12 protein-coding genes and 1 tRNA gene are annotated in these 13,674 nt (G+C 61.6%); 3 read left to right on the plus strand and 10 right to left on the minus strand.

Translation table 11 applies throughout. From position 1 onward, the window contains the following. Window positions 1–147: 147 nt before the first annotated feature. Entirely contained in the window at window positions 148–630 is a 483-nt protein-coding gene (locus KF691_08890) for a VOC family protein (GenBank protein MBX3389556.1), read from the plus strand. Here KF691_08890 and KF691_08895 read toward each other — a convergent pair. Both KF691_08895 and KF691_08900 read right to left on the minus strand, forming a co-directional pair. Next, complete coding sequence (locus KF691_08895; GenBank protein ID MBX3389557.1) at window positions 608–1,027, minus strand: hypothetical protein; 420 nt, start codon at window positions 1,025–1,027, stop codon at window positions 608–610. The genes KF691_08890 and KF691_08895 overlap by 23 nt on opposite strands. A gap of 132 nt (window positions 1,028–1,159) precedes the next feature. Continuing rightward, window positions 1,160–1,939 carry a hypothetical protein gene (locus KF691_08900; GenBank protein ID MBX3389558.1) on the minus strand — a complete coding sequence of 260 codons (780 nt, stop codon included), beginning with the start codon at window positions 1,937–1,939 and terminating at the stop codon, window positions 1,160–1,162. A 396-nt stretch (window positions 1,940–2,335) separates the two neighbouring features. Here KF691_08900 and KF691_08905 point away from each other — a divergent pair, with 396 nt between their 5' ends. After that, on the plus strand, window positions 2,336–3,076 hold the full coding sequence (locus KF691_08905; protein MBX3389559.1) for a 3-oxoacyl-ACP reductase FabG: 741 nt from the start codon (window positions 2,336–2,338) through the stop codon (window positions 3,074–3,076). A 229-nt stretch (window positions 3,077–3,305) separates the two neighbouring features. Here KF691_08905 and KF691_08910 read toward each other — a convergent pair whose 3' ends face one another. Further along, a complete protein-coding gene (locus KF691_08910; protein MBX3389560.1) occupies window positions 3,306–3,824 on the minus strand; it encodes a thioredoxin family protein in 519 nt (172 codons plus the stop codon). Between the two features lie 245 nt (window positions 3,825–4,069). Here KF691_08910 and KF691_08915 point away from each other — a divergent pair, with 245 nt between their 5' ends. Then, complete coding sequence (locus KF691_08915; protein ID MBX3389561.1) at window positions 4,070–5,209, plus strand: PLP-dependent transferase; 1,140 nt, start codon at window positions 4,070–4,072, stop codon at window positions 5,207–5,209. Window positions 5,210–5,411: 202 nt separating this feature from the next. Here KF691_08915 and KF691_08920 read toward each other — a convergent pair whose 3' ends face one another. The 7 genes from KF691_08920 to KF691_08950 form a co-directional block, all read right to left on the minus strand. Next, complete coding sequence (locus KF691_08920; GenBank protein ID MBX3389562.1) at window positions 5,412–6,299, minus strand: SDR family oxidoreductase; 888 nt, start codon at window positions 6,297–6,299, stop codon at window positions 5,412–5,414. A 9-nt stretch (window positions 6,300–6,308) separates the two neighbouring features. Beyond that, the gene (locus KF691_08925) at window positions 6,309–7,769 is read right to left on the minus strand and encodes an efflux transporter outer membrane subunit (GenBank protein MBX3389563.1); all 1,461 of its coding nucleotides are present in this window, start codon (window positions 7,767–7,769) and stop codon (window positions 6,309–6,311) included. Further along, a complete protein-coding gene (locus KF691_08930; protein MBX3389564.1) occupies window positions 7,766–10,876 on the minus strand; it encodes an efflux RND transporter permease subunit in 3,111 nt (1,036 codons plus the stop codon). The genes KF691_08925 and KF691_08930 overlap by 4 nt, the downstream gene beginning before the upstream one ends. Then, the gene (locus KF691_08935) at window positions 10,863–11,969 is read right to left on the minus strand and encodes an efflux RND transporter periplasmic adaptor subunit (GenBank protein ID MBX3389565.1); all 1,107 of its coding nucleotides are present in this window, start codon (window positions 11,967–11,969) and stop codon (window positions 10,863–10,865) included. Before KF691_08935 ends, KF691_08930 begins: the two co-directional genes overlap by 14 nt. 87 nt (window positions 11,970–12,056) lie before the next feature. Continuing rightward, the gene (locus tag KF691_08940) at window positions 12,057–12,512 is read right to left on the minus strand and encodes a winged helix-turn-helix transcriptional regulator (GenBank protein MBX3389566.1); all 456 of its coding nucleotides are present in this window, start codon (window positions 12,510–12,512) and stop codon (window positions 12,057–12,059) included. A gap of 192 nt (window positions 12,513–12,704) precedes the next feature. Then, window positions 12,705–12,778: transfer RNA gene (locus KF691_08945), tRNA-Pro, on the minus strand. 44 nt (window positions 12,779–12,822) lie between these two features. Next, window positions 12,823–13,620, minus strand: coding sequence for a type II secretion system protein (locus tag KF691_08950; GenBank protein ID MBX3389567.1), 798 nt, complete (start codon window positions 13,618–13,620; stop codon window positions 12,823–12,825). Window positions 13,621–13,674 lie beyond the last annotated feature (54 nt).

Genomic DNA, 13,674 nt, shown 5'->3' on the forward strand with positions numbered 1-13,674 from the left:
AGCCTGCTAGCCGTGCTTGGAGGTCGCAACGCCCGGCGAGCGCAAGGTGTTTCGCACTCGGGATTGCGGGCAGAAATCTCCCCTTCTTTCGCAAAGAGAACTTTCGGAGGCGATTGACACACGCAAATCGGACTCTTAGCGTGTCGCATGCCCAAGATCAGTACATTCCTGACGTTCAACAATCAGGCTGAAGAAGCCGCACGCTTCTACACCTCGATCTTCCCGAACTCGAAAATCGAGCGCATCACTCGCTATCCAGACCTTGGACCGCAATCACCGTTCAAGACCGGAAGCGTCATGACAGTTGAGTTCACGCTCGATGGGCGCACATTTACGGCACTCAACGGCGGGCCGCAGTTCACCTTCACCCAGGGCTTTTCGATTTCCGTGATCTGCGACACGCAGCAGCAGGTGGATGAATACTGGGACAAGTTCGTCGCCGCGGGCGGGAAACCCGTCGCGTGCGGCTGGATCACCGATCACTTCGGAGTTTCGTGGCAGATCGATCCGAAGTTGCTCATTGATCTCATATCTGATCCCGACAACGCGAAAGCGTCGAAGGCCATGCAGGCCATGATGGGCATGGTCAAGATCGACAGCGAAGCGCTCAAGCTCGCGATGGCGAAGTAAGGCTCACGGCCAACAGGTATCCGCCGACGACGACATCGTAAATCGCGCAAAACGGCGGCCACCACCGCCCCACAGTTCCTTTTCGTATCGCGTGATGAACCCAATCCCAGACCGCGTGCGCGAGAAAACCGGCGCCGATAATCCACAAAGGCCCTCGGAGCCCGGCGACTGCGAAACCAACACACACCAGCGCACCGAGCGCCGTGATCGCGATGTCGCGATTTGTCCCGGCCTTGAGCGCCCCGCCGAGATACACACCTCCGAGAGAGCCGAGCACCACCGCGAACAACTCGCGGCTGACATCGCGCGGAATCAGAGCGTGGAGCAGGATTGAAAGCCCCGAAAGCGCGAGAGCTACCCATACCTCGGATCGCACGAATCGTCCTCGCTTTCGCATGCACTGCTCTTTGCTTTGCCGCTCATCGAGTATTTGCAACCCCCTTGTCGGCTGGGCAGCAAGTCGTCGATTCGCCGCCCGTCGCGGATTTCCGAAGCGCTTCTTGGCCTGACCTCGATCTGACGTATCGAATTACTGAACCAGCAGCGACGCAAACGACGTCCACACATCGGTTCTGGCGATCGCCATGGTCGAGAAAGCGATGGCGATAAGCAGTGTCACACCGAGCGCGAGCCACCGGTCGAAGCTGCGAGTGATGGCGCATCGCACTCCCAGCAGAACCAAAGCGAGGACGACGGTCATGAAGAATGGCCCGAACGCGCGTTCCCACACCGTGCCGATGTAAAGATTGCTGAGAACATCGATTCGGCTGATCGCTGCGCCCATGACCGCGAGTGTGCCGCAGAGCATCATGGGCTTGTGAATGGCAGGCTGCCGCCGTTTCAGAATCGCCACCGTCACGAACGCGGCAAACGCAACAACGGAGAAAAGCGGAACAGCCATGAACTGCGTCCGATTCAAATCCCAGAGAATGAAATCGGGCGGAGCGACACGCGCGGACGAAACCCCGACCATCATTCCCAGCCCGAAGACCGCCGCGGCGACCGCGATCCCAAGTTGCCCGAGCATCATGTGAAGCTTCTTTCGGCGCAGGGCAGCGAGCCAAGGTTGAAGGGTGAACAGGATGATCCAGACCGACATCGCGCAGCCGTGCACGATGATGAGCGTGCGGATTGGGGGAGTGATCGGCCGCCCCGGATGCGATTGGCCATGGAAGAAGAAATGTCTGAAACCCCAAACCGTGAGGACGAGCAAGACAAGCCCGGCAGTCGGGTAAAACCAACGCGTGAGGTCGGACCGAGGAATGTCGCGAGCCATGATGTTTGTCGAATTCGCTGCAACGTTTGTCATTTGGGGAGCGTAATCGAAAGCTCTCTGGGCTGCACGCGGGATCTCACGCTACCACCAGCTATTGTCGTGTCACACGGTTGAGGGCACCGCCCGCGCGCCAACACATCGAAGTCATGGCAAAGCGCAGGATCGGCATGTGGCATCAGCGCAAGCGTCAAGCACTCTGTCGAGTTGATTCCGCAGGGAGCGCGAGGGAAGAACCATTCGATTGACTGATTCGACGCCTACAGCACGTGCGGCTGAAGCCGTCCCGAATTGAATCCGTGTTCGCAAAGTCAGAAATATGTATTCGATTCAAAGCGGCGTATTGTCGATGCGGATGACGTCCTGCGACTTCGCTGCGTTCCCGCGCTCGCGGGGCGACCGGAGCAGACCCAGAATTCACTGGAGCGACCTGTGGCAAACCTGATTGGCAAAGCGGCGCTTGTCACCGGAGGCTCGCGCGGCATCGGCGCAGCCATCGCCAGGCGGCTCTCGGCCGATGGAGCGAATGTCGCGATTACGTACGCGAAAAGCGCTGACGCCGCGGCCTCGGTGATCAAGGACATCGAGAGTGCCGGCAGGAAAGCCATCGCTCTTCAAGCGGATGCGCGCGATGCGAAAGCGGTCAAAGCGGCTATTGAGAAGACTGTTGCGACCTTCGGCGGACTCGATGTGCTCGTGAATAACGCCGGGACCGCGGTCGCAAAGCCCTTCGAGGAGGCCGCTCTCGACGAGATAGATCTGATGATCGACATCAACTTACGGGGCGTAATCATCGCGACACAGGCGGCGCTCGCGCATATGAAAGAAGGCGGCCGCATTGTCATGATCGGTTCTTGCGCCGGAGAACGGATGCCCACTCCGCGTATGGCGGTGTATTCGGCCACCAAGGGCGCGATCAAAATGTTCACCCAGGGGCTGTCCAGAGAAATAGGGGTCAAGGGAATCACGGTCAACAACGTTCAACCGGGTCTGATCGACACCGATCTGAATCCTGCCACCCAAAAGAACGCGCCGGCTAAAATCGCCAACACCGCATTGAAGCGATACGGACATGTTGAAGAAGTGGCGGCGATTGTCGCGTTCCTCGCCGGCCCGGAGTCCTCATACATCACCGGAGCGAGCTTCACGATTGACGGCGGCACCAACGCTTAAACCGCGGCGACAGAATCGAACCCAAAAAGCAGCGCCGAACGAACTCTCATCGCCACGGCGGCAACGAGTTCATGCCTGGACGTAGAAGCAGCGCGATCGGCGACGGACGCCGTGCCGTATCCGAATCGCTCCTTCTGTCCAGCATCTGTCGGATGATTCTGGAGCCTGAGCCCGCACGGTTTGTGATCTCGACGCACGCGATCGCTGAGCGATCGAAGAAAAAAGCAATTCAGAGTCGCTTCGCCTGCTCGAGTAACTCAAGAAAGCCGGCCTTATTCATTCCCCCGGTCTGTTGCCCCAAGACATTCCCTTGAGGATCGGTGATGATCGTGTTCGGGGTGGCGCCGACACGGTAGCGAGTGATTACATCAGCCGCGTCTGGATCGTCCACGTCAACTGATACGGGGACGAATGCGGTATTGACCTTCTCCGCCACCTGTTCATCAGCCCAGACGTTGCGCTTCATGATCCGACATGGAACGCACCATTCGCCCGAGAAGAAAAGAATGATGGGCTTGCCGGATTGCGCGGCGAGCTGCTGAGCGGCCGTGTAGTCGTCGGCCCAATCGATGTTGTTGCTGGGGACGTAGAAGCAGTACCAGGCGTAGCCGAGCGAAACCACAAGGAAAGTCAGCCAGAAGCAGCGCCAGAATCTGAAGAATCTTGGTCGATCGGGTTGTCGTGAATGATCGACCGGCAGTTGATCGGCGGGCAGTGATGATTGGGACGGTGCTTCGTGAGTGTTCATCTCGCCGATGCTAGAAACAAGATCTCTCCGCGCCAACCGCTCAAAGACCGAAGATCACGTCCCTCTTGCGATGAGCTTCCATGAACCAGACGGCCTCGGCAGTGCCGAGGCCATCATGAATCCAAAATCGGGGTGACAGTACACCAATAGAACTTTTCTTGGAAGGCGTTAGGGTCTGGGCCTCGCTCCTGAAGCCGTTTTGTGGGTAGGCGGCCAATCCCGGTTGCCGTCAGTACCCTTACCGCATGAATCAACTGGAAAGCATTGGCCGCTCAGACCCCTGCATTTCGCCCTCGACTTGGCTCATTGCCGGGGGCCGTCCTACGGACGTCGGAGAGCCTCTCAACGCACCGCTTGTGCCGGCGTCGAACTTCATTCTGGGTTCGGCCCGGGCCTATGCCCGCGACGACGCGACCCCCGCTTGGGAAGCGTTGGAGACCGTGGTCGGAGGTCTTGAAGGCGGCACGGCGGTGGCTTTCGCCTCCGGAATGGCCGCCGCAGCGTCATTGATCGGGACACTCGGCGTGGGAGCGTCGATCGTGTTGCCGACCGACTGCTACGCCGGAGTCGGGGGCTTGGTAGAGCAGGGCGTTGCAAGGCGCGGTTGGAAGTGTGTCCGGTTGCCAGTCATCGATACCCAGGCGTGGCTCGCTCAATTGCAAACAGCAGATCTGATCTGGCTCGAGTCGCCCACCAATCCCTTGCTCGATGTCGCTGATTTGCCCCGTATCTGCGGATCGCAGCGTAAGCCGGGGTCGCTTCTGGTCGTGGACAACACCATCGCGACGCCGCTCAACCAACAACCTCTCGCAATGGGCGCTGACGCGGTCATGCACTCGGCCACCAAGTACATGGGCGGGCACTCAGACCTCTTAGCGGGGGTTGCGGTTGCGAAAACTCCGGCGCTGGCGCATGAACTGCGAAAGGCACGAGAACTGTCCGGCGGGACGCCCGGCACGTTGGAGATGTTCCTCGCTCTTCGCGGGCTCCGCACAATGTCGCTCCGGGTTGCGGCGAGTCAGGCAAACGCGTTGACGATTGCGAGGAGATTGAGCGAGCATCGCCGCGTGCACTCGGTTCGTTATCCCGGGTTGCCGTCGCATCCAGCACACAAGCTCGCTTCAACGTTCATGCGAGGCTTCAGCGGCGTGGTGACTTTCGAGGTCCACGGTGACGCGGCTCGGGCTGATGCCGCGTGCCGATCGCTGAAGATCATCCGACACGCCACGAGTCTTGGCGCGGTGGAATCAACGATCGAACGGCGTGCTGCGGTGCCTGGTCAAGAGCATCTTCCGGCCGGGCTGTTGAGGATGAGCGTTGGCTGCGAAGAGGTGGAAGATCTCTGGCGCGATTTAGAGCAAGCGCTCAACGAATCGCGTGCCTAAGTTCCGCGGATCACTCGACCGAAAAGTTCAAATTCAGCCCATCGGTCCCAGGATGACAGGACGCAGTTGAACTATCCCGTAAACACCGATGGCCCCGGCACTTGCCGGGGCCATCAAGCCTGCTGAATCGGGGTGACAGTACACCAATAGAACTTTTCCTGGCGGGTGCTAGGGTATGGGAGCCTTGGGATACGCCGATTGCTCAGCGCCAAGGCGGTTTCGGGAGATTGATCGGCATCCTCTGCCGCAGAGGTACTCGGGGCGTATGCCTGTTGCCCGGTGCTCGCGACCGCGTCATTCCGCGCATGACGATACCCATCATGCGGACTCGGCCCCACCGCGGCAACGGCTTGAGCGACCACTCAAGCGCCTTGGACAACCACCCCGGTCGCACTGTCGAGCGGCGGCCGAGGGCGGTGAGCGTCGCCGCGGCAACGTCTTGCGGATGCAAAGCCATACCCATCTGCATGTTCGCGCGGCCAGCAAAGCCACTGTGGACCGGTCCGGGTGCGGAGGCAAGGACGTGAACGCCGAGGGGCTTGAGTTCGTAGTGCAACCCCTCGGCGAGGCTCTGCACGTAAGCCTTGGTCGCCGCGTAGTTCGCCGCAGTGGGCACGCCTTGGAAGGCGACGAGCGAACTCATGAGCACGATCCCGCCGCGACGCCGATCGGCGAACTGCTTTCCAAAGTGCCAAGTCAGAGCCATCAGTGATCGGCAGTTGACATCGACCATGGCGCATTCGTCGGCAAGGTTGCCGTCGATGAACGCGCCCGAGGTGCCGAAACCAGCGGAGCAGATCAGGAGCCCGACATCCATCTTGCGGGCCGTGGTCACCACGGTGTCCGTGGAGCCGGGATCGGCCAGATCGGCCGCGAGCACATGCACCGAGACGCCGTGCTTGCCGCGAAGCTCCTCCGCGAGTTGCTGGAGCAGCTCGCTTCGGCGAGCGACAAGGAGCAGATCGAACCCCTCCGCTGCCAAGCCGCGTGCGAACTGCTCCCCGATCCCGGAACTCGCCCCAGTGACAACGGCCGCCGGGCCGTAGCGGTCTCGGAGACGAGATGAACGAGCGGGCTGTTGCAACGTCATGTGCTACTCCTACTTGACCGCGATCTCGGAATCGAGGGCTCCAAGGGAATGCTGCCAGCCGCCGCCGAGTGCGCGGTATAGACGGATAGCCTGCCTCGTCACCTCTACTTCTGATCGCACCAGGTCAATATCGCTATCAAGCGCCCGACGCTCGGCGTCGAGCACATCGAGGAACCGCACGATGCCGCGATCGTAATTCCGCCGGGTAAGGGTCGCGGCGCTCACGGCGGCGTCGCGTGACTCCACCAGCTGACGCCGGCGTAGCTCCTGCTGACCGTATTCGACAAGTGACCGCTCAACGTCTTCCACCGCCAGGAGAATCGACTGCTGATACCGGGCGTACTGCGCGTCGGCTCTTGCTTCGGCGGCGACGACCTGTGCCCGCAGCGCTCCGCCACGGAATACCGGCCACTGGATGGTCGGGCCAATCGCAAAGAAGCCGCTCTGGCTATTGAAGAGATCACCGAAGCTCACGCTTTCAAAGCCGGTGGCTCCGGTCAGGAAGAACCGAGGGTAGAGTTCGGCCACGGCGACGCCGACGTCCGCCGTGGCCGCGTGCAGGCCTCGTTCTGCGGCCCTGACATCCGGGCGACGCAGAAGCAGCTCGGACGGAAGCCCGACTGGAACCAAGTCACCGCGGACGACCAACGCGGCCGAGCCCTTCAGCGCGTCGGTGAGTTCACCCGGCATCCTGCCGGTGAGGACGGCGAGTCGATAGGTCGCAATGTCGATGGCGGCTTGGAGCAGCGGCTCCTGCGCCCTGGTGCGAGCGAGCTGCGACCGGGCCTGGTCAGAATCGATCTCGGAGGCGATGCCGGTCTTGAACTGACTCTGGACCAGCGTCGCCGTCTGGGACTGCACCTCGATGTTGCGCCTGAGCACCGCGAGTTCCCGTTCGGTGCCGCGCAGGTCGGTGTACGCCAGGCCGACCTCGGCCGCGACCGCGACGAGAGCATCCGCGAGGCGCTCGTGGGCCTCTTGGACCCGTGCGGTCGCGGCTTCGTTCTCGCGGCGCACCGAACCAAAGACATCGATCTCCCAACTCGCTTCAAGGCCGGTCTGGTACAAGTCCGTCTCAACACTCGCGAGGCCGGCCTGCGAGAGGGGGCCGAGGAGCACTCCATTCTCGCTCGCACGCAGCCGCCGATAGCTCGCATTCGCGTCGATGGACGGCATCCCACGTGAATCAGCGATGCCACGCGCCGCTCGCGCCTCACGAACGGCTGCGACGGCGATCCGAAGGTCCTGGTTGCGATGGACGGCGTCCTCGATGAGTCCCGTGAGGACCGGGTCCTGGAACGTCTCCCACCAGCGATCGGATGCGTGGGTGCCGGACGCGTGGAACGCCGGGTTCCGAAACGCCAGAGACACCTCAGCGTCGGGGCGGATGTAGTCCGGACCGACCGCGCTGCACGACGCGAGAATTGCGGACGACATGAGCATCAGCAAGTGTCGTAGTGAGCGTGTCATGCGAGGGTCTCCGCGAGCTGGGACGCTGGAGGGGTCGTGTGCACTGGTTGATTCCCCTCGGTATGCCTCACGCGGAACCAAATGGCGTAAAGCGCGGGAAGGAAGACAAGCGTCAGCACGGTGCCAACGGCGGTACCTCCGATCAGCACGTAGGCCATCGATCCCCAGAACACCGAATGCGTGAGAGGAATGAAGGCGAGGACGGCGGCGAGCGCGGTCAGGATGACCGGACGCGAGCGTTGGACGGTGGCCTCAATGACCGCGTGATAGGGATCGAGACCATCCGCTTGATTGGTGTGGATCTGGCCGATCAGGATGAGCGTGTTCCGCATCAGGATGCCCGATAGACCGATCAGACCGAGAATGGCGTTGAAGCCAAACGGTTGATGGAAGATGAGCAGGACCGGCACCGCGCCGATGAGCCCGAGCGGACCGGTCAGCATCACCAGCCACATGGCCGAGAACGAGCGCACCTGGACGATGATGACGCCCAGCATGAGCAGCAGCATGATCGGGAAGAGCGGCGCGAGTGCAGAGTTTGCCTTCTGCGCCTCCTCGATTGATCCCGCCATCTCGATGCGATACCCATCCGGAAGCGATTCTCGAAGAGGAGCAAGGCTGGCCCATATCCGGGATGAGACATCCGGTGGCTGGGTTGCTTCAACGTTGTCGCCGCGCACGGTGATGGTGGGAGTGCGATCCCGCCGCTTGATGAGCGGGTCCTCTGGTTGGATGTCCACCCGTCCGATCTGGCTGAGCGGAATCGGCTTGCCGTGCCTTGTCGTAAGGGTGAAGTTCTCAAGCTGCGCCGGGTCCAATCGCTCAGAACCGGCACTTCTCACGACGACGTTCACCGCCCGAATGTCCTCGCGAACCTGGGTGATGGTTTGGCCGCTCAGGAGAAACTGCAACTGCTGCGCCGCCTCCTGGGGTGAAAGCCCGATCAACTGCAGTCGTTCCTGATCCAGCACGAAGTGCAACTTGGGTACGCGTTCGCCCCAATCCACATTCACCGTGCGCATGCTCGGATCTGCGCGCATGACTTCCGCGACACCACGAGCGATCTCACGAAGTTTGACGGGTTCCGATCCCATCACGCGGAACGCAACGGGGAAGGGTGAGTAGGGCCCAAAGACCAGCTGCGTGGCGCGGATTCGCGCTGCCGGCGCTAGACCATCGGTCGCCGCCTGTCGCAGTCGGGTTTTCAGGAGATCTCGCGCCTCCGCGCTGGGCGTTAATACGACGATCTTCGCAAAGGAGGGATCGGGAAGCTCCGGGTTATAGGAGAAGAAGAACCGAGGCGCACCCGCACCGACGTACGACGTCACGATCGTGGCCTCGGTTTGCTCGGACAGCCACGCTTCGACCTTGCGTGCCGCATCGCTCGTGGTCTCGATGCTGGTGCCCAAGGGAAGTTGGACCTCGACCAGCAATTCCGGCCGGTCCGAGTTCGGGAAGAACTGCTTCTTCACGACCGCCATGCCTCCGCCCGCTAGGAGGAACATCCCCACGACAACTCCTGCGACCGCGTACTTCCTCCGCACGCACCAGGCGACCAGTCGCCGGAGCCGCCGGTGTCCGGGAGTGGCGTAGATCCCCGCATGGCCGCCCTCGACAGGCTTGATTTCGGGGAGGAGCTTCACGCCAAGATACGGCGTGAACACAACCGCCACGACCCACGATGCGATCAATGAGAATCCGACAATCCAGAAGATGTTGCCGGCGTACTCGCCCGCGGTCGAGCGTGCGAACCCCACCGGCAGGAAGCCGATGACCGTGACGAGCGTCCCGGCGAGCATTGGCGCCGCGGTATGGCTCCAGGCATAGGCCGCGGCCCGGACGCGGTCCATTCCCTCCTCCATCTTCACGACCATGGATTCGATGGCGATGATGGCATCGTCCACGAGGAGCCCCAGCGAGATGATGAGCGCTCCCAGCGTGATCCGGTCGAACACCCGATCCGTGATCATCATGATCACGAAAACCGCGGCCAGCGTGAGCGGGATTGCCGCCACGACGACGATCCCAACCCTCCATCCAAGGCTCAGCAGGCTGACCAGCAGCACCACGCCGACCGCCATGGCGAACTTGACCATGAACTCGTTGACCGCCGAGCTGATGTTGATCGCCTGATCAGTCACCCGTTTCAGGCTGACGCCCAATGGCAGGTCGGAGGCGATCCTTTCGCTTTCGGAGCGCAGGGCGTCGCCCAACTGCAGCCCGTTCCAGCCGTCCTTCATCACGACACTCAGCAACAGAGACGGCTCCCCATTGTGCCGGATGACGAACGTGGCCGGGTCCTCATAGCCCCGCGTGACCTCCGCGATATCCGACAGCTTGAAGCTCTGCTGTCCGGCCACGATCGGCGTGTCGCGGATTGCATCGATGTCGGTATAAGCCCCGTCGAGGCGGACAAACACCTGCGCGCCATCTGTGTCAACCGACCCGGCGGGAGTTACCGCGTTCTGTCGCGCCAGAGCGGAGAAGACGTCCGCGGGCGAGATGCCCAGCATCGTCAGACGCGAATAGGACATCTCGACGAATATCCGCTCCTGCTGTTCGCCGACGATGTCCACCTTCTTGACCCCCGGCACGTGGAGGAATCTCTGGCGGAGCTCTTCGGCCACGCGGGTGAGCTTTCGCAGCGGCATACCCGGAGCTTCGACGGAGTAGATCGCGAACGAGACATCCGAATACTCATCGTTCACGAAAGGCCCGATCGCGCCCTGCGGCAGCTTGCGCGCTTCATCGCCGAGCTTCTTTCTCGCCTGGTAGAACTGTTCGGGGACTTCCTTCGGAGGAGTCTTGTCGAGGAGTTGCAGCGTCATCAGGGCCAGGCCGGGCCGCGTGATAGTCTCAACGCGGTCATACCAGCGGAGCTCCTGGAGTCTTTTCTCCAGCGGCTCGGCGACGAGGTCCTGCATTTCCTGGGCGGTCGCCCCGGGCCAAACCGCGGTCACCGTGAGCACCTTGATGGTAAAGGATGGATCTTCCGCTCGTCCGAGTTGCAGGTACGCATAGACGCCCGCACACGCCGAGGCGAGGATGAGGAACAGCGTGATCGCGCGTTCCCGCACCGCCAGCGCGGAAAGATTAATGCCGCGCATGCTGCACCGCCTTCTCAGGGTTCACAGTCTGACCTTCGTGCAGAAGGTGCGCGCCGAGCGCGATTACCTTCTCTCCGGCCTCGATCCCGCGGGAGATGACGATGTCCTCCTTGCCGATCGATGCGACTTGGACGGGGCGGAAGGCCACTTCCGACCTGCCGTTCACGATCCAGACGCCCGGCCCGCTCCCGCGATCGGTTACCGCCCCGACGGGAACCATGACGGACCTGTTGCCGGAGTCGTGTTTGGTGAGCATTTCGACGGTGACAGTGGAGCCGAGCGGAGCCGAAGCGGCTTCGCCTTCGAGCACAAATCTCGCTTCAAAGGTTCGGCTCGCCGGATCCGCCGCATCGGAGAGCTGGCGCAGCCGCGCCTGATGCACCTGGTCCTGCCCATATAACCGCGCCGCGGCGCTCGTCCCGAGAGCGGGGCGCACACCTTCGGACAGATTGACCACGGCCTCACGGGGGCCATCGTGCGCCAACTGGATCACAGTCTGCCCCGCGACCACGACTTGCCCCGGTTCGCTCAATGTCCGCACAATCACGCCGTCAGCATCGGCAATGAGAACGGCATATTCGTTGGAGTTGTGGCTGACTCTTGCCTCCGCCTCCGCTGCTTCCAGCAGTGCCTTTGAACTATCCAGCTCTGCCCGGGCCGCGTCATACCCCTGACGCGATACCCCGCCGGAACCAACCGCTGCGGCGAACCTCGCCTCATCGGCCTTGGCTTGCACGTATCTGGCCCGGGCCGCCACGACCTTCGCTTGTTGCGCGGCGAGCGCAAGTTCGAGGTCCACGGGATCAAGCCGCAGAAGGACCTGACCTTTCTGGACCCGCTGTCCAACATCGACGGCCCGTTCAAGGATCTTGCCCCCAACGCGGAAGCCCAGGTCGCTCTGCACGCGGGCTCCCACGATCCCGGTGAACGTCCTGGCATCTGTGCCAACCGCCTTCGCCGCGATGACCTGCACCCTCGGAGTCTGCAAGCGTGGATCTTCCGCGGGCGACTTCGAGCACCCGTGTGCTATCAGAGCCACTGTCAACGATCCTGCAAGCAGACCAACCCGCGCCAGTTGTTTTCCGGGGCTCATGATTCCTCTCCTGTGCTGGTGGTCGGGTAGACAAAGATCATGGGCGATCCAAGTAGTTGTATATACATCTGTTCAGAGAAAGAAAAACTACGCCGACATGGCCGCAAGCGCCACGTCGGGAAAACGTCCACGAAACTGGTCGAACTCTCCTGAAGCCAGCGCGGCACGCATTCGCTTCTGCGCACGGTCCCAAGATGGACGCGCCTTTACGAGCGCGGCAGCACCCGCGTCCGTGAGCGAAACCACTCGCTCGCGTGCGTCCTCGCCACGGTCCGTGACGACCCATCTGTGCCGTTCCAGAATCTTGACATTCCGGCTGATGGTCGTCTTGTCGACAGCGAGGCGTTCGCCAAGCGCTCCGAGAGGCGTTGGTCCGAGGGCCTTGAGCATCATCAATACCGCGTGCTGAGTGACTTCAATCCCGGAACCGCGGAGCTCCTCGTTGTAGAGCCTCGTGACCGAGCGTGCGGCAACCTGCAGCACGCCGCAGAAGCATGGGATCTGCCTGAATACCTGCTCTGGACTGGGGAGGTTGCTGTCCATGATGGTAGTATATACAACTATATTCAAAGATGTCAAGCCCGGTGGGCTCGAAGTTCAAATCCCGCCAAGACCTACCCCCTTAACCGCTGTTTTTGCCCAGATTCGGCACGCGATTGAACTCGCGTGAGTCGTGCTTTATCAAGCAGAAAGCCCTTCGACATGCACGTCGAAGGGCTTTACTCTCGATCAAAGTCGGGGTGATAGGATTTGAACCTACGACCTTCTCGTCCCGAACGAGACGCGCTACCAAGCTGCGCTACACCCCGTGTGGTGTGGAGCGATGGTAGGTCGGGCGACAGGAACAGTCGAATCAGCGCGGCAGGTTCGGCCGGATCGTGTAGATGTTGTCTTCGGTCGTCGATGGATCGCCGTCGGGCCCGGCGGAGTAGAAGTACGGTCGCCGGTTCGGAGCAGCACCGCCATCGGCGTCGTTTTTGTAGTCGTCAATCTTTTTGCCAGAAGGCAGCACCTTCGGCGCCGGGTCGCGGCTGAACACCTTGATTTCGAACGACTTGGTACCGTAACCGGGCACATAGGTTCCGAGCACGTCGGCGATGTCCTCCGCGACGCCACTTCCGACACCATGCACGCCGCCGTACCTCGGGTGGACGTAGTGAATCGGGTTTCCCCAGACATCCAGAATCTGTGTCGTTCGAGTGCCGGTGTGGCTCTCGTCGTATTGAGCGTCGGAATCTTTCGCAATTCCTGTTTTTCGCAATCGCGCATCGATCTGGTGGATGGCCGCAAGCGCAGAACTGCCTTCTGATTGAAGCTGATAGACGTACCACGCGGTCGAATCCATCGCTCTGAGATTCGCCGCGTCCTTGCCAACGCCACCGTCGATAATCGGCACGCGCCACGTGGAATTCGGTGATGGATCGCGAACCGTAGCCGCCGGAATGGCGCCGTTGGCTTGGATGTATTCGCCGACGGAAGTATCGAGGGCCTGCAGCGCCCACTGTGTGCCGCGTTCGCGCCCGATGGAGACGACTTTCGTTCCCGTCGCCAGTGTCAGGCTGACGAGGATCGCGATGATCGTGATGACCACGAGCAGTTCCAGCAGCGTAAACGCTCGCGGGGTTCGGTTCGGTTGACTCGACGCTTTCATGAAACCCTCCACACGAGACGATACGGAAAAGAACCGCGCTCGGACGCACCAATC

Source organism: Phycisphaeraceae bacterium (genome assembly GCA_019636555.1).
Taxonomy (GTDB): Bacteria; Planctomycetota; Phycisphaerae; order Phycisphaerales; family UBA1924; genus JAFEBO01.